Origin of the sequence: Microbispora sp. NPDC046973 (assembly GCF_040644495.1) — a bacterium.
Classification (GTDB): Bacteria; Actinomycetota; Actinomycetes; order Streptosporangiales; family Streptosporangiaceae; genus Microbispora.
In genome coordinates this window covers 45,104-63,725 of record NZ_JBEYWQ010000013.1, presented here as the reverse complement: position 1 = coordinate 63,725, position 18,622 = coordinate 45,104, and the positions used below count along the sequence as shown (strand labels likewise).

17 protein-coding genes are annotated in these 18,622 nt (G+C 72.3%); 6 read left to right on the top strand and 11 right to left on the bottom strand.

Translation table 11 applies throughout. The annotated features are described in order from the left end of the window. Positions 1-53 precede the first annotated feature (53 nt). Genes ABZ860_RS23580 through ABZ860_RS23570 form a run of 3 tightly spaced genes read left to right on the top strand, consistent with a single transcriptional unit; the run spans position 54 to position 4,036 of the window. A complete protein-coding gene (locus tag ABZ860_RS23580) occupies positions 54-2,003 on the top strand; it encodes a biotin carboxylase N-terminal domain-containing protein (RefSeq protein ID WP_357224096.1) in 1,950 nt (649 codons plus the stop codon). Next, positions 1,994-2,887: a hydroxymethylglutaryl-CoA lyase gene (locus tag ABZ860_RS23575; RefSeq protein ID WP_357223709.1), complete on the top strand. Its 894-nt coding sequence runs from the start codon at positions 1,994-1,996 to the stop codon at positions 2,885-2,887. The genes ABZ860_RS23580 and ABZ860_RS23575 overlap by 10 nt, the downstream gene beginning before the upstream one ends. Next, positions 2,888-4,036 (top strand): acyl-CoA dehydrogenase family protein, encoded by a 1,149-nt coding sequence (locus ABZ860_RS23570; RefSeq protein ID WP_357223706.1) that lies wholly within the window; start codon positions 2,888-2,890, stop codon positions 4,034-4,036. A 48-nt stretch (positions 4,037-4,084) separates the two neighbouring features. On the opposite strand, the gene ABZ860_RS23565 is transcribed toward ABZ860_RS23570, so the two are convergent. Genes ABZ860_RS23565 through ABZ860_RS23535 form a run of 7 tightly spaced genes read right to left on the bottom strand, consistent with a single transcriptional unit; the run spans position 4,085 to position 10,179 of the window. Then, positions 4,085-4,489 (bottom strand): nitroreductase/quinone reductase family protein, encoded by a 405-nt coding sequence (locus tag ABZ860_RS23565; protein WP_357223703.1) that lies wholly within the window; start codon positions 4,487-4,489, stop codon positions 4,085-4,087. Further along, a complete protein-coding gene (locus tag ABZ860_RS23560; protein ID WP_357223701.1) occupies positions 4,486-5,025 on the bottom strand; it encodes a VOC family protein in 540 nt (179 codons plus the stop codon). The genes ABZ860_RS23565 and ABZ860_RS23560 overlap by 4 nt, the downstream gene beginning before the upstream one ends. Further along, positions 5,022-6,215 (bottom strand): acyltransferase, encoded by a 1,194-nt coding sequence (locus ABZ860_RS23555; protein WP_357223699.1) that lies wholly within the window; start codon positions 6,213-6,215, stop codon positions 5,022-5,024. Before ABZ860_RS23555 ends, ABZ860_RS23560 begins: the two co-directional genes overlap by 4 nt. A 5-nt stretch (positions 6,216-6,220) precedes the next feature. After that, a complete protein-coding gene (locus tag ABZ860_RS23550; RefSeq protein ID WP_357223697.1) occupies positions 6,221-7,825 on the bottom strand; it encodes an FAD-binding oxidoreductase in 1,605 nt (534 codons plus the stop codon). Continuing rightward, positions 7,825-8,265, bottom strand: coding sequence for a hypothetical protein (locus ABZ860_RS23545; RefSeq protein WP_357223694.1), 441 nt, complete (start codon positions 8,263-8,265; stop codon positions 7,825-7,827). The genes ABZ860_RS23550 and ABZ860_RS23545 overlap by 1 nt, the downstream gene beginning before the upstream one ends. Next, on the bottom strand, positions 8,262-9,005 hold the full coding sequence (locus ABZ860_RS23540) for a cupin domain-containing protein (protein ID WP_357223691.1): 744 nt from the start codon (positions 9,003-9,005) through the stop codon (positions 8,262-8,264). Before ABZ860_RS23540 ends, ABZ860_RS23545 begins: the two co-directional genes overlap by 4 nt. Further along, a complete protein-coding gene (locus tag ABZ860_RS23535) occupies positions 8,998-10,179 on the bottom strand; it encodes a sedoheptulose 7-phosphate cyclase (RefSeq protein WP_357223688.1) in 1,182 nt (393 codons plus the stop codon). Before ABZ860_RS23535 ends, ABZ860_RS23540 begins: the two co-directional genes overlap by 8 nt. A 264-nt stretch (positions 10,180-10,443) precedes the next feature. Here ABZ860_RS23535 and ABZ860_RS23530 point away from each other — a divergent pair, with 264 nt between their 5' ends. Together ABZ860_RS23530 and ABZ860_RS23525 are read left to right on the top strand one after the other, a co-directional pair. Next, positions 10,444-11,304 carry an aldo/keto reductase gene (locus ABZ860_RS23530; RefSeq protein ID WP_357223685.1) on the top strand — a complete coding sequence of 287 codons (861 nt, stop codon included), beginning with the start codon at positions 10,444-10,446 and terminating at the stop codon, positions 11,302-11,304. A gap of 4 nt (positions 11,305-11,308) precedes the next feature. Continuing rightward, entirely contained in the window at positions 11,309-12,499 is a 1,191-nt protein-coding gene (locus ABZ860_RS23525; protein ID WP_357223682.1) for a serine hydrolase domain-containing protein, read from the top strand. 121 nt (positions 12,500-12,620) lie between these two features. Here the strand turns inward: ABZ860_RS23525 and ABZ860_RS23520 are convergent, their stop codons facing one another. From ABZ860_RS23520 to ABZ860_RS23510, 3 genes are all read right to left on the bottom strand, one after another. Beyond that, positions 12,621-13,826: a transposase gene (locus ABZ860_RS23520; RefSeq protein ID WP_357223679.1), complete on the bottom strand. Its 1,206-nt coding sequence runs from the start codon at positions 13,824-13,826 to the stop codon at positions 12,621-12,623. 516 nt (positions 13,827-14,342) lie between these two features. Then, positions 14,343-15,014, bottom strand: coding sequence for a response regulator (locus ABZ860_RS23515; protein WP_357223676.1), 672 nt, complete (start codon positions 15,012-15,014; stop codon positions 14,343-14,345). Then, entirely contained in the window at positions 15,011-16,672 is a 1,662-nt protein-coding gene (locus ABZ860_RS23510; RefSeq protein WP_357224093.1) for a sensor histidine kinase, read from the bottom strand. Before ABZ860_RS23510 ends, ABZ860_RS23515 begins: the two co-directional genes overlap by 4 nt. Positions 16,673-16,862: 190 nt before the next feature. On the opposite strand from ABZ860_RS23510, the gene ABZ860_RS23505 reads away from it, so the two are divergent. Further along, positions 16,863-18,242: a cation:dicarboxylase symporter family transporter gene (locus ABZ860_RS23505; RefSeq protein ID WP_357223673.1), complete on the top strand. Its 1,380-nt coding sequence runs from the start codon at positions 16,863-16,865 to the stop codon at positions 18,240-18,242. A 5-nt stretch (positions 18,243-18,247) separates the two neighbouring features. Here the strand turns inward: ABZ860_RS23505 and ABZ860_RS23500 are convergent, their stop codons facing one another. Further along, positions 18,248-18,613, bottom strand: a complete 366-nt coding sequence (locus ABZ860_RS23500) for a nuclear transport factor 2 family protein (protein WP_357223670.1) — start codon at positions 18,611-18,613, stop codon at positions 18,248-18,250. Positions 18,614-18,622 lie beyond the last annotated feature (9 nt).

Here is an 18,622-nt window from a genome sequence, read left to right as displayed (position 1 = left end):
GAGCGGCTCGTTCCTCGCCGCTCACTCCGCTCACTGCGTCGGGTTCTCTCGTGATGTTCTCCAGTGTCCTGATCGCCAACCGGGGCGAGATCGCCGTCCGGATCATCCGTACGCTGCGCGCCCTGGGCGTGCGGGCCGTCGCCGTCCACAGCGACGCCGACCGCGACGCGCGCCACGTGCGCGAGGCCGACCTCGCCGTACGGCTCCCGCGCGGCTACCTCGACATCGACGCGATCATCGAGGCGGCCCGGGCGAGCGGCGCCGAGGCCGTCCACCCCGGCTACGGCTTCCTCGCCGAGAACGCCGAGTTCGCCCAGCGCTGCGCGGCCGAGGGCCTGGTGTTCGTCGGCCCGCCGGCCGGGGCCATCGAGGCCATGGGCGACAAGATCCGGGCCAAGGAGACCGTCGCCCGCGCGGGCGTGCCGGTCGTGCCCGGCGGCGCCGAACCGCACGACGACCTGGCCGAGGTCGCCGAGCGCATCGGCTTCCCCGTGCTGATCAAGCCGTCCGCGGGCGGGGGCGGCAAGGGCATGCTGCGGGTCGAGTCCGCCGACGGCCTGGCCGCGGCGGTCGAGTCGGCCCGCCGTACGGCGACGGCGGCCTTCGGGGACGGCACCCTGCTGATCGAGCGGTTCGTCGACCGTCCCCGGCACATCGAGATCCAGATCATGGCCGACGGCCACGGGAACGTCGTCCACCTCGGCGAGCGCGAGTGCAGCCTGCAGCGGCGCCACCAGAAGATCGTCGAGGAGGCGCCCTCGCCGCTGCTCGACGACGAGACGCGGGCCCGCATGGGGGCGGCGGCGGTGCAGGCCGCCCGGTCGGTCGGCTACGTCGGCGCGGGGACGGTCGAGTTCATCGTCCCCGGCTCCCGCCCCGGCGACTTCTTCTTCATGGAGATGAACACCCGGCTGCAGGTCGAGCACCCGGTCACCGAGATGGTCACGGGCCTCGACCTGGTCGAACTGCAACTGCGGATCGCCGCGGGGGAACTGCTGCCGTTCGGGCAGGACGAGGTGCGCCCGCGCGGCCACGCCGTCGAGGCCCGCGTCTACGCCGAGGACCCCGCCCGCGACTTCCTGCCGACCGGCGGCCGGATCCTGGCCCTGCGCGAGCCCGCGGGGGAGGGCGTGCGGTTCGACTCCGGGCTGACCGGCGGCATGGCCGTGGGCAGCGACTACGACCCCATGCTGGCCAAGGCGGTCGCCTGGGCTCCCGACCGGGCGGGCGCGCTCGCGGCCCTCGACCGGGCGCTGGCCTCGACCGTGATCCTCGGGGTCACCACGAACATCGGGTTCCTGCGCGCGCTGCTGGCCGACCCCGAGGTCGCGGCCGGGCGGCTCGACACCGGACTGGTCGAGCGGCGGCTCGGCGACCTGGTGAGCGGCGAGACGCCGGACGAGGTGCTGGCGGCGGCCGGGCTCGTCTTCCACGCCGGGTTCGGCGGCTCCGGACGCGCGACGGGCGACCCGTGGGACGTGGCGGACGGCTGGCGCGTCGGGGAGCCCGCCTGGACCGTGCACCGGCTCGGCGTGCCCGTACGGGTGCGGGGCGCCGCGGGCGACGCGGAGATCGAAGTTAACGATCGTTCACTCGGCCGTGCGCGGCTTGAGTGGACCGGCGCCGACGGGGTGGCGGTCACCCTCGGCGGCGTCACCCGGAGGTACGCGGTGGTCCGGAACCGCGACACCGTGTGGCTCGCCGAGGGCGGCCGCGCATGGCCCGTCACCCGGCACGAACCCGGCGACCCGGAGGACCGGCAGGGCGGGGCGCTCGCCGGCGACGGGGTCGTACGCAGCCCGATGCCGGGAACGGTGCTGCTCGTCAAGGCGGCGGAGGGCGATCGGGTCACCGCGGGGCAGCCGCTGGTCGTCGTGGAGGCGATGAAGATGGAACACACCCTGACGGCGCCGGCCGACGGCGTGCTCGCCGAGCTGCGGGCCCGGCCGGGGCAGACGGTGGAGCTGGACGCGGTCGTGGCGAGGGTGACGCCGTGCGAGTGACGATCTACGAGGTCGGCCCGCGCGACGGCCTGCAGAACGAGTCCGCCGTCGTGCCCGTCGAGGTCAAGCGCGAGTTCATCGGGCGGCTGGCCGAGGCCGGGCTGACGACCATCGAGGCGACGAGCTTCGTCCACCCCAAGTGGGTCCCCCAGCTCGCGGACGCGGGCGAACTGCTAGAGAGCCTGCCGCGGGTGCCGGGAGTCCGTTACCCGGTGCTCGTCCCGAACGAGCGGGGTCTCGACCGCGCGCTCGAGCAGGGGGTGACCGACATCGCGATCTTCGGCAGCGCCACCGAGTCGTTCGCGCAACGCAACCTGAACCGGACCGTCGAGTCGCAGTTCGAGATGTTCGCCCCCGTCGTCGAACGGGCCCTCGCCCACGGCATGCGGGTCAGGGCGTACGTGTCGATGTGCTTCGCCGACCCCTGGGAGGGGCCGGTCGCGCCCGAGCAGGTCGCCAGGGTCGGGCGCAGGCTGCTCGACCTCGGCTGCTACGAGCTGTCGCTCGGCGACACGATCGGCGTCGGCACGCCCCGGCACGTCGAGGCGCTGCTCGACGCCTTCGCCGAGGCCGGCGTCGGGCCCGACCGGCTGGCCGTCCACTTCCACGACACCTACGGCCAGGCCCTCGCCAACACGCTCACCGCGATCAGGCGGGGGATCACGGTCGTGGACTCCTCCGCCGGCGGCATCGGCGGCTGCCCGTACGCCAAGAGCGCCACCGGCAACCTCGCGACCGAGGACCTGGTCTGGATGCTCGACGGTCTCGGCGTCGAGACCGGGGTGGACGTCAGGTCGCTGGCCGCCACCAGCCTCTGGCTCGCCGGCATCCTGGGCCGGCCGAGTCCCTCCCGCGTCGTCCAGGCTCTCGCCAAGGAGATCTAGATGCTCAACGACGAGCACGTCGAACTGCGCAAGTCGGTCGAGGAGTTCGCCCGCGAGGTGGTGGCCCCCGTCATCGGGGACTACTACGAGCGGTGCGAGTTCCCGTACGACATCGTCCGCAAGATGGGTGCGATGGGCCTGTTCGGCCTGCCCGTCCCGGAGGAGTACGGCGGCATGGGCGGCGACTACTTCGCGCTGTGCCTGGCCTTGGAGGAACTGGCCAGGGTCGACTCCTCGGTGGCGATCACCCTGGAGGCGGCGGTCTCGCTGGGCGAGATGCCGATCCTGCGGTTCGGCACGGACGCGCAGAAGCAGCGGTGGCTGCCGAAGATGGCGGCGGGGGAGATCCTCGGGGCGTTCGGCCTGACCGAGCCCGGCGGAGGGTCCGACGTGCCGGGCGGCATGCGCACCACGGCCGTCCTCGACGGCGGCGAATGGGTGATCGACGGCTCGAAGGCGTTCATCACCAACTCGGGCACCGACATCACCGGCGTCGTCGCGGTGGCGGCGATCACCGGCCGCAGGGAGGACGGCAGACCGGAGATCTCCACGATCCTCGTGCCGTCGGGCACGCCCGGCTTCACGGTGTCGAAGAAGTACTCCAAGGTCGGCTGGTCGGCCTCGGACACCCGGGAGCTGTCGTTCGCCGACTGCCGGGTGCCGGAGGAGAATCTGCTGGGCGAGCGCGGCCGGGGCTACGCGCAGTTTCTCCAGACTCTCGACGAGGGCCGGGTGGCCATCGCCGCGCTGTCGGTGGGCCTCGCCCAGGGCTGCGTGGACGAGTCCCTCCGGTACGTGCGGGAGCGCCGGGCCTTCGGTCAGGAGATCGGCCGCTACCAGGCGCTGCAGTTCAAGATCGCCGATATGGAGGCCAGGGTGCACACGGCCCGTCTGGCCTACTACCACGCCGCCGAGCGCATGCTGGCCGGTATGCCGTTCAAGAAGGAGGCGGCGATCGCCAAGCTGGTGTCGTCCAACGCCGCGATGGACAACGCCCGCGACGCCACCCAGATCTTCGGCGGCTACGGCTTCATGAACGAGTTCCCCGTCGGCCGCTTCTACCGGGATGCGAAGATCCTGGAGATCGGCGAGGGCACCAGCGAGGTGCAGCGCATGCTCATCGCCCGCGAACTCGGCCTGCCCGCCTGAAGGTGCGGCGGGCAGGCCGGGAGCCGAGCCTCGCCCCGCGGGGCCGGCTCAGTCGTCCGCCGGTTCCAGGGCGATCACGGGGATGTCGCGGGTCGTGGCCGCCCGGAACTCCGCGAACTGGGGAACGCGCTCGATCTGGCGTCGCCACAGGTCGTCGCGTTCCGGCGGGCCGACGAGCGCGGGGTGGACCCGGTAGCGCCTGCCGGGGACCTCGACGACCGCGGTGCCCGCCCGCATGAGGTTGTGGTACCAGGCTGGGGATCTGTCGGCGCCGCCGTTGGCGGCGAACACCACCAGCCGGTCGCCGTCCGGCAGGTACACCAGGGGGGTCGTGCGGCTCCTGCCGGTCCGCGCACCCGTCGTGGTCAGCAACAGCAGCGGGATGCCCGCGAAGTCGGCCACCACCCCGCCGTTGCCGCGGAACTCCTCGATGACGCGCTCGTTGTACGTCATCGGTCGTCCCAGCGCCCGTCGGGCCGGTACAGCCGTGCCTCGGTCTCCCGCTCGTACGGCATGCCGGGCGGCATGTTGATCAGCTCCATGCTCATGCCCCACGGGGTGGTGAAGTACACCCAGCGGTCGCCGGCGATGGGACCCTCCGTGATCGTCTCCGGCTCGCCGAGGATCGTCACGCCAGGGTGTCGCCGCAGGTGCTCGACCGCCTTGTCCACGTCGTCGACGAAGATCGCCAGGTGATGGCCACCCCAGTCGCTGTTGCGGGGCAGTTCCCTGCGCTGGTCCGGGGAGCTGTACTCGAACAGCTCCAGATTCGTCACCGGGCCGAGCCGCAGCATCGCGATGCGCAGCGACGCGTCGCGGTGCACGCCGAGCTTGCGGGTCATCCAGTCGCCGCCGGGATCCTCGACCGGGCCGAGCCGGTAGACGAGCTCGGCGCCGATGACGTCGACGAAGAAGCGGACGGCCTGCTCGAGGTCGGGCACGGTGTACGCGACGTGGTGCACCGCGCGGGCTCCGGGGATCGCGGTCATGGGGTGCTCCCGAGGGTCGTGGTGACGGCAGCGGGTTCGGTCGGATCGGGTGCCGCGGCCGGGGCGCCGGCCCGCCGGGGGCTGCGCCAGCGCCGCATGGCGGGACGTTCGACCAGGGTGTACAGCAGCCAGCCGAACGCCAGGCTCAGCGCGAACGTCACGGCGACGACCCCGAGGGTGTGCGGGACGGTGCCGGCGCGGGCCGCGGCCGGTTGGGTCGACAGGCCCATCGGGCCGTACTCGAACACGAGGAAGTGCACGATGTAGAAGGCGAAGGACACCTCGCCGAGCCACACCATGAGCCGGCCGGCCAGCAGCGACCGCCGGCCGTGCGTGTCGCCGTGGGCCCAGGCGGCGATCATCAGGGCCAGGGGCAGCGCCGCCGGGGCGACGAGGCCGTACGCGTCGGGCAGTAGCACCATCAGCGCGTAGCCGGCGGCGACCAGCGCGAGCGCCGGCACCCGGCCCAGCCCGATCCACCGGTCGTTGCGTACGATCAACGCCATGAGGATGCCGAGCACGAACTCCAGCAGCCGTGGGGCGGGCAGGAAGTACACGAACCACTGCTTCCACCACGAGACCGGCTGGAACGGCGACATCGGGGTGTCCGGCAGCAGTTGCGCCAGCAGCGGCACCGCGCCGACGGCCGCCGTGACGAGCCCGGCCGCGACCCAGAGGCGGGCCGCCGGGATCCGCTTCAGCAGCGGATGCAGCCAGGGGAACGACAGGTAGAACAGCAGCTCGCAGGCGAGGGTCCAGCTCGGGCCGTTGGTGCCGCCGAGCACGTTGAGGTCCGGCGACCAGCTCTGCACGAGCAGCAGGCTGGGCACCGTGTTGCCCGCGGAGACCTGCCGGCCGTACCAGAGCATCAGCAGCAGTCCGGCGAACCACGTCACGAAGTGGTTCGGGTAGATCTTGACGAACCTCCGGCGCAGGAACCGCCGTGGGGTGTCGCCCGCGGGGGCCGACCAGGTCAGCACGAAGCCGCTGAGGACGAAGAAGAACTCCACTCCGAGGTATCCGGCGCGGCTGAGGTAGTCGTGCAGGAAGCGGTTGACGCCGGCGTCGAGGAACAGGTCGGCGACGGCGACGTGGGTGACGAAGACGAGCACGGCGGCGAGGAACCGCATGCCGGTCAGCGACGGCAACCGGGAGTCGCGTGACGGGGGCGCGACGGTCGCGACGGTCACGGCGATCACGCTCCCGGCAGCCGGATCGACTGGCGGTGGCGGAACACGTTGTTCGGGTCCCACGCCGCCTTGACCCGCTGCAGCCTGGCGTAGTTGCCCTTGTAGTACAGCTCGTACCAGGGCGTTCCGGACGTGTTCCACGCGGGGTCGCCGATGTCGCTGTCGGGATAGTTGACGTAGCAGCCGTCGGTGACGTCGTTGGGGACGGGCACGCCGCCGGTGTCGGCGTAGACGTCGCGGTAGAACTCGCGCAGCCACGCGACGTTCTTCGCGTCGTCGGCGGGGTCCTTCCAGTACGTCTGGTAGAGCAGCTTGAGTATCGCCCCGCGCTGCGCGACGGCCGTCTCGGCGGGGCCGACGGTGTTGACCCGCCCGCCGTACGACGTCGCCACGAGCATGCCGTAGCCGTTGGAGTAGTCGGTGCGGTTCAGGTGCCGCCAGATCGCGGCGATCTGCCGGTCGGGGAAGCCGCGCCGCATATACGCCGACTTGTGCTCGCCACGGAACGTCGGACTGTTCTGCAACTCGCTCGACGTGCCCATGTGCCGGGTCGCCTTGAGCCACGGCAGGCGCATCGTCGTGTGTTCGTTCCTGGCGCCCAGGGCGTCGTCGAGCAGCGCGAGGAACCGCTCGACCAGGTCGCCGGCGTTCGCGGGTGTGGCGTCCATCTGCAGCAGCAGGCTGATGGAGCCGCCCGAGCGGTGCGGCAGGAACAGCCAGCAGCAGAGCCCCGCGTACGGCGAGGCCGGGTCCTGGTTCGTCTCGTGCCACTGCCCGTAGGCGCGCAGCAGCCGCGCGAAGCCCTCCTCGGTGACGGCGTCCCACGACCACGACGCGTTGGTCACGAGCACCTCGGCCGGCGGGCGGGGCAGCAGTGTGGCGGGGTCCGCGCCGGTCGCGTCGGGGCTCCGGAAGAAGTAGCGGGTGATGACGCCGAAGTTGCCGCCGCCGCCGCCCGCGTGCGCCCACCACAGGTCGCGGTTGGGGTCGCTCGCCTCGCGGGTCGCGACGACCGCCCTGGCCCGTCCCGAGGGGTCGACGTGCACGAGCTCCACGCCGTACAGGTGGTCCACGACGAGGCCGAGCCTGCGCGAGAGCATGCCGTACCCGCCGCCGCTGACGTGGCCGCCGACGCCGACGTTCGCGCAGACGCCGCCGGGTACGGTGACGCCCCACCCCTGGTACAGGGTCTCGTAGACGTCCGACAGGGTCGCGCCCGCCTCGACCGCGAAGGCGCGCCGGCCCGGGTCGTAGGAGACGGTGTTCATGAGGTTCATGTCGATGACGACCTGGACCTCGCTGTTGTAGACGAAGTCCTCGTAGCCGTGACCGCCGCCGCGGACGGAGACCCGCTTGCCCGCCGAGACGGCTTCCTGCACGGCCTGGACCACCTGCTCGGTGGTGGTGGGCAGGCGCACCAGCTCCGGGTGGCCCACCCACCGCTGGTTGAACGGGGTGATGAGGTCGCCGTACCGGGGGTCGCCGGGCGTCACCGTGACGAGGGGGGTGCCGATCGGGGCGGCGGAAGTGGCCCGTGCCGTGGCGAGGCCCAGGCCCGCCGCCCCCAGCACCGCTCCGGTGCCGCCGAGGAAATGGCGCCGGGTGAGCATTATGACGCTCCTTGTTCGATCTTTATGGTGTCGATGTCCTGGAGGTGGTGTGAGTGGATCGCGGTCCTTTCGGCGGGTGGCAGCTCCGGCACTCGGAGCGGCAGGTCCGCGCTCGTGGCGTGCGGCAGCACCCGGATCGCCAGCAGCCGCAGCCCTTCGCCGCCGGCCGACAGCGTGGCGGTCGTGTCGTGCGGCACGAGCGCCGCCGAGGCGGGGGCCAGCGCATGAGACCGGCCCTCCGCGATCAGCGCGCCGGACCCCGAGACGACGTAGAACGCCTCGTCGACGCCGTCGCTGCCCCGGTGCGTGACGGCCTCGCCCGGCGGCACGTCGAGCAGGTCGACGGCCTCGCACTCGCTGTGCAACATGCCTCGCCGTGCCAGGCAGCGCCACCGCGGCCCGCCCGCCGGGCCGCCGCCGGTCGCGTGCTGGACGATCACGGTACGACCTCCGGCGGGACGGCGATCTCGGCGTGGAACAACTCGAGCCCGTCGGGGCCGGCCGAGAAGTCCGCCTCGGCGTGCAGCGGCAGCGTGACCGACGTGCCGGGCGTGAGCGTGACGGCCACCTCGCCGGAGATCGCCCGGCCGCTGCCCGACAGCACGAACACGGTGTGCTCGGCGTCGCCGGACCGCAGCCGGCGGCCGTCGCCGGGGCGCAGCGTCAGCAGTTCGATCGTGCGCATCGGCCCGGTGAACACCGAGCCGGGGTCGACCGCGCCCGTCTCTCGCAGGTCGTAGAGCCCGATCCTCATGTCGTCCTTCCCTCCCGGCCGCGGCGCGGTGAACGGCGCGCCGCGCAACCGCGCCGCGACAGGCGGCGTCGGCATCTCGATGACCAGCCAGTCGAGGTCGCTGTCGCCGGCGTTGCGCAGCCCGTGCACCGAGCCGACGCCGGTGAGCAGGAGCCGCCCCGGGTACGCCGGGTAGACGGTGCCGTTGGCGATGAACTCGCCCTCTCCGGCGAGGACGAGGTACAGCTCCTCGGTGCGGGTGTGGCGGTGCTCGCCGCTCAGGCCGCCGGGAGGGATGCTCGCCCACTCCACGGCCTCCCAGTCGCCGGCGAGGTCCCTGCGGCTCGCCAGGCACTTCCAATGGGTCAGGCCGGCGGCGCCGTGCACGCCGTAGATGTCCGCGGGCCGCCGCACGTCGGCGGTCAGCAGCGCGGGACGGTCAGCCATCGGTGCTCCCGCGCAGCTCCTCGAGGGCCGCGGCCAGCTCGGCCGCGGTCACGTCGTTGACGAACACCGCGTCGCCGATGCCGACCGGCAGCGGCAGCCGCTGCCGGCCGTCGCGGTGCCGGACGGTGTCCTCGAGCGCCTTCACCAGCAGGCCCGGCTCCAGGTGCGCGTCCCACGTCGGCAGATCCAAGGAGCGCATGACGGCGAGGATCCGCCGGCACTCGTCGTCGCCGACGAGGCCGCGCCGCCTCGCCAGGACCGTCGTCAGCGCCATGTCGACGCAGACCGCCTCGCCGTGCAGCAGCTTGGGCAGGGCGTGCATCTCGATCGTGGGGCTGAAGGTGTGGCCGTAGTCGACCACCCGTTCGAGCTTCGTCTCCCACAGGTTCGGCTGGAGCTCCTCGAGCATGCCGTGGATCGCGCGTTGCAGCGTCTCCTCACCGGCGCGGCTGACGGAACGGTCGACGCCCTGGAACTTCTCCTCCAGCAGTCTGGGGCCGTGCACCCGCAGCAACTCGAACAGCCGGGCGTCCTTGATCAGGCCGATCTTCAGGATCTCGGCCAGGCCGTTGGCGATGTGCCGGCGGTCCAGTGTGGCCAGGAACGTCCGGTCCAGCAGTGTCAAGGTCGACTCGAAGTACGTGCCGAGCCGGTTCTTGTGGCCGTTGAAGTTGACGCCGGTCTTCACGCCGACGCCGGCGTCGACGAGACCGATGAGCGTCGTGGGGACGCGCACCACCGGGGTGCCCCTGCGGTACAGGTTCGCGGCGAGCCCGACCATGTCGGTCAGCACCCCGCCGCCGATGGCGATGATCGGCTCACGGCGCCGGTCGATCCCGAAGGCGTCGATCGCGGCCACGATGTCGAAGACCGTCTCGAAGTGCTTGACGGTCTCGTCCGCCGGGCAGACGTACAGTTCGTGCTCGACGCCGTGATGCCGGAAGTACTTCGTGATCCGGTCGCCGTAGATCTGCGCCACGTTGGCGTCGACCACGACGAACCGCCGGACCTGACCGGTCGTGTCGCCGATGTCCAGCAGATCGGTGTTGTTGACGTCGAGGACGTCGTCGCGGACGCGGATTTCGTAGGTCACGTCCTTGGTCGCCTGGACCTTCCAGCCGTCGACGCGGCTGCTCGTCGCGATGAGCCCCGATGTCACGGTTGTCGCAGGCATTTGTTCCTCCTCCCTGTGGGCAGGTGTCGCGGCCAAGGCGGGACCCATTCTTGGCAGGGCGCGAGCGTCGCCGCAGGCGCCGGTGCCGCGGCTTGTCAGATCGGCCGGACTTTGTCACGGCGAACTGACAAAGTCGGGCCGGAGTGACGAAGTGCCGGGCGGGGGTTGCCGCCGTTCCGCCACGCCGCCGACCATGAGCACGACCAACCATCCATCAGGCCCGGGCACTGTTCCGCCCGACAGACATCCAGGACTGGTGACGACATGACCGATCTGCACCCTGCCACGTTCGACATCGCCGGCACGTTCACCGTGAACCGGATTGGGTTCGGCGCCATGCGCCTCGCCGACGGCGACATCTGGGCCGGGCCTTCCGACAGAGCCGGCGCCGTCGCCGTGCTGCGCCGCGCCGTCGAGCTCGGCGTCAACCTGATCGACACGGCCGACGCCTATGGGCTCGGCGCCAACGAAGAGCTGATCGCCGAGGCCCTGCACCCCTACCGCGACGACCTCGTCATCGTCACGAAGGCGGGCGTCTGCCGGCCCGGCCCCTCGCTGGAGGAGTGGATTCCGCTGGGCCGGCCCGAGTACCTGCGCCAGCAGGCGGAGCTCAGCCTGCGCCGGCTGCGCCTCGACCACATCGACGTCTTCATGCTGCACCGCGTCGACCCGGCGGTGCCGCTTGCGGACCAGGTCGGCGCGCTCAAGCAGCTGCAGGAGGAGGGCAAGATCCGCGCGATCGGCCTCTCGGAGGTCGACGTGGCGCAGATCGAGGAGGCGTCCACCATCGCGCCGATCGCCGCGGTGCAGAACCTCTACAACCTCACCTCGCGCCACCACGAGGCGGTCGTCGACCACTGCGAGAGCGCCGGCATCGCGTTCATGCCGTTCTTCCCGATCGCCGTCGGCGAGCACGCGAAGAGGGACGGAGGGCCGGTGGCGCGTGTCGCCAAGGAGATCGGGGCCACCCCCGCCCAGGTCGCGCTCGCCTGGCTGCTCCACCGCTCGCCGGTCGTCACGCCCATCCCCGGCACGACCTCCGTCGCGCATCTGGAGGAGAACGTCGCCGCCCGGGACGTCCGGCTCGGCGACGCGGAACTGGCCACGCTGGCCGAGGGAATCTGAAGCGATGACCACCGTGGTGGAACCGCTGATCCACGGTCACGTCGCCCCCGGCTACGAGGCGGTCCGCGAGGAGTTCTCCCGCAACCTGCGGGAGCGCGACGATCTCGGCGCCGCGTTCGCGGTCGTCCGCGACGGCGAGCTCGTCGTGGACCTGTGGGGCGGCCTGGCCGACGCGCCCACGGGACGGCCGTGGGAGCGGGACACGCTGCAGCTGATCTTCTCGGGTAGCAAGGGCATCGTCGTCACCGCGCTGATGCTGCTGGCCGACCGGGGTGAGGTCGAGCTCGATCAGCCCGTCGCGCGCTACTGGCCGGAGTTCGCCCAGGCCGGCAAGGCGGCCGTCACCGTGCGGGAGGTGCTCACCTTCACGGCCAGGCTGCCTGGGCTGCGCCGGCCGGTCACGCAGGACGATGTCCACGATCCGGAGCTGATGGCGAAGCTCATCGCAGAGCAGGAGCAGGAATCCGATCCGCGGGCCGACGGCATCATGTACGGGCCGTTCACGCAGGGGTGGATCGTCGCGGAGATCGTCCGGCGGGTCGACGGACGCCCCCTGGACAAGTTCTTCGCGGACGAGATCGCCGGTCCGCACGGCTTGGACGTCCACTTCGGCGCGCGCCCCGCCGACCTGCACCGGGTGGCCCGCACCGAGTACGGCAAGGGCTTCCTCGCGCAGTTCACCGGGTTCTTCACCAGCGAGGACCCGCTCACCCGGCGGGTGTGGCAGAACCCCATGCCGTTCCCGCCCGACGAGGGGATCTGGGCCGACCCAAGGCGACTGACCAGCCTCATCCCGGCGATCAACGTGGTGGGGACGGCGCGGTCGTTCGCCCGGCTGTACGGCATGCTCGCCCTCGACGCCGTCCGCGACCCCGACGACACACCGCTGCTGCTGTCCCGGCGGCTGCTCGACGACGCGCGCCTGCCGTACGTGCGCCGGACGGACCAGTTGATCGGCGTGCCGATGGTGTACGGCGGGGGCGGTTACCGGCTGCGGACGGAGGCCAGGCCGGGACCGGACGGAATCGCGTTCGGCCACGACGGCGGCGGCGGCTCGGCGAACCAGGCATGGCCGCGGGCCCGGGCCGGCGTGTCGTACGTGATGAACAGACTGATCGCGCTGGGGCCGGACGACAAGCGCGCAGGCTCCCTGATCAGGTCGGTCGCCGCGGTGCTGGCTCCGCCCAGGGGATAGCCGTGGCCGCGGGTGAGGACGGTGGGCGCCCACGCCGGGCGCCCACCGTTCTCGCGTGTTGAGCCGCGGTGGCGGGTGAGGACGGTGGGCATCCACACCGGATGCCCACCGTTCTCGCGTGTCACGCCACGGCGGCGCGGCAGATCGGGGCCGGTTCCTGTGGCGGAGGCAGCGCCTCGCCGTCCAGGGACAGCTCGACGATGGCGTGCGCCAGCGACACCAGCGTCTTGTGGTGGTGCCAGCCCTGGAACGTCCGGCCCTCGAAGTCGAGCGCCCCTACACGGGTCGACACGGCCGCGAACGAGTGGTCCACCCGCTGGGGCAGCCGGCACAGCCGCAGCAGCGCGTCGGTGCCGGCGTCGCTCATGTTCGTGAGCCACACGTGCGGCGAGGTGCTCGTGGCGCTCTCCCACTCGGCGATCATCGCGTGCCGGGCCTGCCGCGGCTGCCCGCCGTCGGTTCTCTGGTTGAGAGTCGGCGTCACCTGCAGGCGTAGCACGAGGCGCCCGCCGTCGTCGCCGGCCGGTCGCCGCAGTCCCTTGGCCAGCTCGGCGAGCCGCTGGGCCGGCATCGGCTGGTTGCCGTAGCGGGCGACCGCGGGGTCGTTCGCGACCACCGGGGTGCCGCCGCGCAGCCGCAGCATGTAGGGAACCTGACGGCCGGCGAAGGCCGGGATCATGGCGGCGGTGTCGGCGTCGCGGGCGTCCATGACGACGGGCCTGCGCAGGCGGCCCATGGTCGCGGCGGTGTCGGAGACGAGGCTGATCGCGCAGTCGGTGGGGCTGAGGCAGTCGACGTTGTCGGGGATGCCGACCTTCCGCCGGCGCCCGTCGTCGGTGAGCCACTGCCGGGGCAGGACGAGCCGCCAGTTCACCGGGCAGGCCAGGTCCGGGCCGACGAGCCATATCGCGAGGACGTGCTGATGGTTCACGGTCCGGCCCAGGCACGGCACGACGCCGTTGCGCACGCCGACGGAGTGCTTTCCGGACTTCTCCACGATCCGCGGCTGCACGACCCACGCCCAATCGGCTCCGGCGTCGTGCAGGTATCGCGTCAGCGCCGCGCGCACCGGGCGCCAATCCCACGTCGACTTGCTGATGAAGTGGTGCAGCCGCTGCTCGCCGGCCGAGCTCTCCGGCAACGACGCCGCGCCCGCGATATTGCGAATGGTTTTCCGGCCCGGCGCTTGAAGCAGGCCGCGAACGTATAACTGGCCGAGTTCCCGGTGATCGGCGCGCGGAAGTGCGGCAAGCAGGGTGTTGCAGACTTCGCTGACGCCGTCGTCGTACACGGTTTCCGTGATGTCCTCGGCATATAAACTGGTCATTACGGCAGACTCCTATTCACCAAATCGGTCCGTGCCGTCTGATGTGCTCGCGGTGAACAAATCGGGCATCGGTGTTCGCTCGGTGGCTGGACCAGGCGACTCGCCCTCGGCCGGTGCGTGGGCGCCGACCGGTCGAGCCGAGTCCGGTGCCAGGCATATATGGCCGCCTGTCGTCTACCTCCCCTTCCTCCCCTCGTTTCCGCCGCCCGAATGCCTGCCGGCCGCTGATCGCCGTACGGGCGGGTACCCGCCTATTAAACCGTGCCGCTACGGCGCAAGTCGAATAAGCCCCCCTGATGGGGATGTGATTCAATTCACGGTGCTTGGAGTGGCATGTCTATTTCCCGGCCGGCCGCGGCCCCCCGTGATGCCGAATAAGGGCTGTGGCGGATAACGAAAACCGCCAGGGCACGTCTCGGGGCGGCAGGACGGCGAGGTGCAGCGGGGCGTGGCGTCGTAGCCGAGCCGTGCCGGCTCCACGCGACGCCGGCGGGCCGGGGCTGGACGTCGCCGCGGTCAGGCGATGGTGTAGCGGAGCTCCGGGCGGCCGGGGCCGCCGTACTGCGGGACCCGGCGCGCGACGCCGGTGTCGACGAGGTGCTCCAGGTAGCGCCGGGCCGTCACCCGCGACACGCCCACGGCCGCGCCCACGGCTTGGGCCGACATGCCGTCGGCGGCGTCCCGCAGCGCGCCCGCCACGGCCTCCAGGGTGTCGGCCGTCATCCCCTTCGGCAGGTGGGGGCGGGCGGTCCCGCGCAGGGTGGACAGCGCCCGGTCCACCTCGCCCTGGCCGCTGACCTCGCCCGGTCCGCTGATCGACGACCGGAACGCCGCGTACCGCTCGAGCTTCTCCTGTAGCAGGGCGAAGGTGAAGGGCTTCAGCAGATACTGCACGACCCCGGCGGAGACGGCCGACCTGACCACCGCCAGGTCCCGCGCCGAGGTGACGGCCATGACGTCGGACGGGACTCCCGCCGCCCGCAGGGCCCGGCAGACGTCCAGCCCGTGCATGTCCGGCAGGTAGAAGTCGAGAAGCACGAGATCCACCGGTTCGCGGCGCAGCGCGCGGACGGCCTCGCCGCCGGACCTGGCCACGCCGGCGACCCGGAAGCCCGGCACCCGCTCGACGTACAGGCGGTTCGCCTCGGCGGTGAGCTCCTCGTCCTCCACGATCAGGACCGAGATCACGGCCGCACCTCCTCGCGCGCCGGGCCGCCGCCGGGAACGTCCGCCGGCGCCCGGCCCGGGCCGTCCGGGCCGTCCGGCAGCGGGAGCCGTACGGTGAAGATCGCCCCCTGATCACCGGAGCTCTGGCCGCCGGCGTCCGCCTCGATGCCGCCGCCCAGGCGCCGGGCAGCCTGCCCCGCGATCGCGAGGCCGAGCCCCCGGCCGTCCCCCTTGGTGGACCACCCGCGCCGGAACACGTCCCGTACGACACCGGGGTCCAGCCCGGGACCGCTGTCGGCGACCCGGATCAGGAACGTGCCGCCCTCGGCGCGCAGGTGGATGCGCACCCGGGCGGGCGGCGCGCCCTGGACGGCGGCGTCGATCGCGTTGTCGATCAGGTTGCCGACGATGGTCACGAGGTCGCGGGCGTCGAGTGCGACGTCGTCGAGCTCGCTGTCGGGGCTGATCACGAGGTCGACCCCGCGCTCGGCGGCCGCCGCGCTCTTGCCGAGCAGCAGCGCCGCGAGGACGGGTTCGCGGACCGCGCCCACCACGCGGTCGGTGAGCCGCTGGGCCGCCCGCAGCTCCGCGGTGGCGAACTCCACCGCCTGGTCGGCGCGGCCCAGCTCCACGAGCGCGACGACCGTGTGCAGCCGGTTGGCCGCCTCGTGGGCGGCCGAGCGGAGCGACTCGGCGAAGCCGCGTTCGGCGTCGAGCTGCCCGGTGAGGGCCTGCAGCTCGGTGTGGTCGCGGAGCGTGACCACCGTGCCGAGCGAGCGCGCGCCGGAGCGGACCACGGCGGCGCTCGCCACCAGCACACGCTCCCCGGTCAGGTGGATCTCGTCGGACCGGCTCTCCCCGGAGCCGAGCATCGCGGCCAGCGAGGGCGACAGGCCCAGGTCGTCCACGTGCCATCCCTCCGCGTCCCCGGGCAGGCCGAGCAGCTCGCGGGCGCCGTCGTTGGCGAGGGTCAGCCGGCCGTCCCGGTCGACGAGCAGCAGCCCCTCGCGCACCGCGTGCAGGATCGCGTTGTGGTACTCGTACATGCGGCTCAGCTCCGCCGGGCCCAGCCCGTGGGTCTGGCGGCGCAGGCGGGCGCCCACGAGGTAGGCGCCGGCGATGCCCGCCGCCAGGCCGAGCAGGCCGGTGAGGACGGCCGAGCCGATCTGCCGGCGCACCTCGGCGCTGATCTTCGCCACCGTGATGCCGGCGCTGACCAGTGCTCGCACCCGGCCGGTGGCGTCCCGCACGGGGGTGACGGCCCGTACGGACGGGCCCAGCGTGCCGGTGTAGGTCTCGGTGAACGTGTGCCCGGCGAGCGCCGGCGCGGTGGTGCCGAGGAAGCGCCCGCCGATCTGCCGGGGGTTGGGATGCGTGTACCTGCGGCCCTCCCTGCTCATGATCGTGATGAAGTCCAGCCCGGCCTCCGCGCGCACCCGCTCCGCGTACGGCTGGAGCACCGCCGAGGGGTCGGGGTCGTCCAGCGCGTCGAGCACGGTGGGCGCGTCGGCCACGCTGATCGCCACCGCCCTGGTCGTCCTCGCGGCCTCGTCGCCGAGCAACTCGCGCGTCCGGAGGAAGCCCAGCAGGGTGGCGCCGGCCACGGTGATCCCGACGACCAGGATCTGCAGCACGAGCACCTGCCGGGCAAGGCTCCAGCGCCCGAGCCTGGCGGTCATCGTCGTCACGGCCTCAGCGTCCTCGCTCCACGTGCGGGTCTGCGCGGATCCACGGCCGCGGGCCGGTGAAAACCGCCGTGAACGAAATGTACGCAATAGTGACCCAGGTCACTACCGCGGCGCATAGTCACCGACCAGATCGCATCTCCGCCCGCGTCGTCGCGGGCCGCACGAGGACGAGGAGGGTCGCGTGACGACCACACCGAACCACGCGGGTGACCGGGCGCCCCGGGACCGGACCCATTATCTGTACCTGGCGGTGATCGCCGCGGTCCTCCTCGGAATCGCCGTCGGGCTGGCGGCGCCGGACGCCGGGGTCGCGCTGAAGCCGCTGGGCACGGCCTTCGTCGCCCTGATCAAGATGATGATCAGCCCGATCATCTTCTGCACGATCGTGCTCGGCGTCGGATCGGTGGCCCAGGCCGCGAAGGTCGGCAAGGTGGGCGGGCTGGCCATCGGCTACTTCCTGGTCATGTCCACGGTGGCGCTGGCCGTCGGCCTGCTCGTGGGCAACGTCCTGCACCCCGGCGAGGGGCTCCAGCTGACCGACGAGCTGCGCAAGGCCGCCGAGGAGCAGGCGGCCAAGGGTGGCGAGAGCGACGCGACGTCGTTCCTGCTCGGCATCATCCCGGCGACGTTCGTCTCGGCGTTCACCGAGGGCCAGGTGCTGCAGACCCTGCTGGTCGCGCTGCTGACCGGCTTCGCGCTGCAGGCGATGGGGGAGCGGGCCGCGCCCATCCTGCGAGGGCTCGGCCACCTGCAGCGGCTCGTCTTCCGCGTCCTGGCGATGATCATGTGGGCGGCCCCGGTCGGCGCGTTCGGCGCGATGGCCGCCGTGGTCGGCGCGGGCGGGTTCGACGCGCTGCGCAGCCTGGCCGTGCTGATGGGCGGGTTCTACCTGACGTGCCTGCTGTTCGTGGGGGTCGTGCTCGGCGCGGTGCTGTGGCTCGGCGCGCGGATCAACCTGCTGTCGCTGCTGCGCTACCTCGGCCGGGAGTTCCTGCTCATTCTGTCCACCTCCTCCTCCGAGTCGGCGCTGCCGCGCCTGATCGCCAAGATGGAGCACCTGGGGGTGAGCCGCACCGTCGCCGGCATCACGGTGCCGACCGGCTACTCCTTCAACCTCGACGGCACCGCGATCTACCTGACCATGGCGACGCTGTTCGTGGCGCGGGCGACCGGTCTCCCGCTGTCCGCGGGGGAGCAGGTCGGCCTGCTGGTCTTCATGATCATCGCGTCCAAGGGGGCGGCGGGCGTCACCGGCGCCGGCCTCGCCACACTGGCGGCGGGCCTGCAGTCGCACCGGCCGGCCCTCGTGGACGGCGTCGGCCTGATCGTGGGCATCGACCGGTTCATGTCGGAGGCCCGGGCGCTGACCAACTTCGCGGGGAACGCGGTCGCCACCGTCCTGATCGGCACCTGGGTGGGCGACTTCGACCGCTCGCGGGCCGAGGAGGTGCTGGCCGGCCGGGCGCCCTTCGACGAGGCCACGTTCGTGGACGACGAGGGCGCAGCTCCGCCCCCCGAGGCGGACCGCGCCCCCGCCGTCGCCCCGGCGGCTCACCCCTGACCGGATCAGCGGACGGGCGGCCGGAACTCCGGCTGGTCGAGCGCCCGCAGCCAGCTTCCGTCGGGCTGGCGCCGTACGACCTGGGCCCGGGCGCCGGCGCCGTCCTTCGGCGGGGTCGAGGTCAGCGCGATGTCGCCGTTGACCAGGGTCGGCAGCGGTTCCTCGGGCTGGAAACGGGGACGGTTCGCCAGCACCTTCTCCCACAGGGCGCGGATCGCCTCCCGGCCGACCGTCACGCTGCCCGGCGGGTAGGCGAGCACGGCGTTCTCCTCGTACAGCGCCGCCACCCCCGTGGCGTCCCCGGCGTTGGACCGCTCGACGAACAGGCGGGTGATGTCCTCCGGCCGCATGGCCTTCTCGTACTCCGTCATGGGTTCCTC

Excerpts from the sequence above, each read along its gene's own strand:
- ABZ860_RS23580 (WP_357224096.1), top strand. The coding sequence starts at position 54 with ATGTTCTCCAGTGTCCTGATCGCCAACCGGGGCGAGATCGCCGTCCGG.
- ABZ860_RS23510 (WP_357224093.1), bottom strand. The coding sequence starts at position 16,672 with ATGACCGCCAGGCTCGGGCGCTGGAGCCTTGCCCGGCAGGTGCTCGTG.
- ABZ860_RS23525 (WP_357223682.1), top strand. The coding sequence starts at position 11,309 with ATGACCACCGTGGTGGAACCGCTGATCCACGGTCACGTCGCCCCCGGC.
- ABZ860_RS23550 (WP_357223697.1), bottom strand. The coding sequence starts at position 7,825 with ATGCTCACCCGGCGCCATTTCCTCGGCGGCACCGGAGCGGTGCTGGGG.
- ABZ860_RS23535 (WP_357223688.1), bottom strand. The coding sequence starts at position 10,179 with ATGCCTGCGACAACCGTGACATCGGGGCTCATCGCGACGAGCAGCCGC.
- ABZ860_RS23570 (WP_357223706.1), top strand. The coding sequence starts at position 2,888 with ATGCTCAACGACGAGCACGTCGAACTGCGCAAGTCGGTCGAGGAGTTC.
- ABZ860_RS23530 (WP_357223685.1), top strand. The coding sequence starts at position 10,444 with ATGACCGATCTGCACCCTGCCACGTTCGACATCGCCGGCACGTTCACC.
- ABZ860_RS23520 (WP_357223679.1), bottom strand. The coding sequence starts at position 13,826 with ATGACCAGTTTATATGCCGAGGACATCACGGAAACCGTGTACGACGAC.
- ABZ860_RS23500 (WP_357223670.1), bottom strand. The coding sequence starts at position 18,613 with ATGACGGAGTACGAGAAGGCCATGCGGCCGGAGGACATCACCCGCCTG.
- ABZ860_RS23565 (WP_357223703.1), bottom strand. The coding sequence starts at position 4,489 with ATGACGTACAACGAGCGCGTCATCGAGGAGTTCCGCGGCAACGGCGGG.
- ABZ860_RS23540 (WP_357223691.1), bottom strand. The coding sequence starts at position 9,005 with ATGGCTGACCGTCCCGCGCTGCTGACCGCCGACGTGCGGCGGCCCGCG.
- ABZ860_RS23560 (WP_357223701.1), bottom strand. The coding sequence starts at position 5,025 with ATGACCGCGATCCCCGGAGCCCGCGCGGTGCACCACGTCGCGTACACC.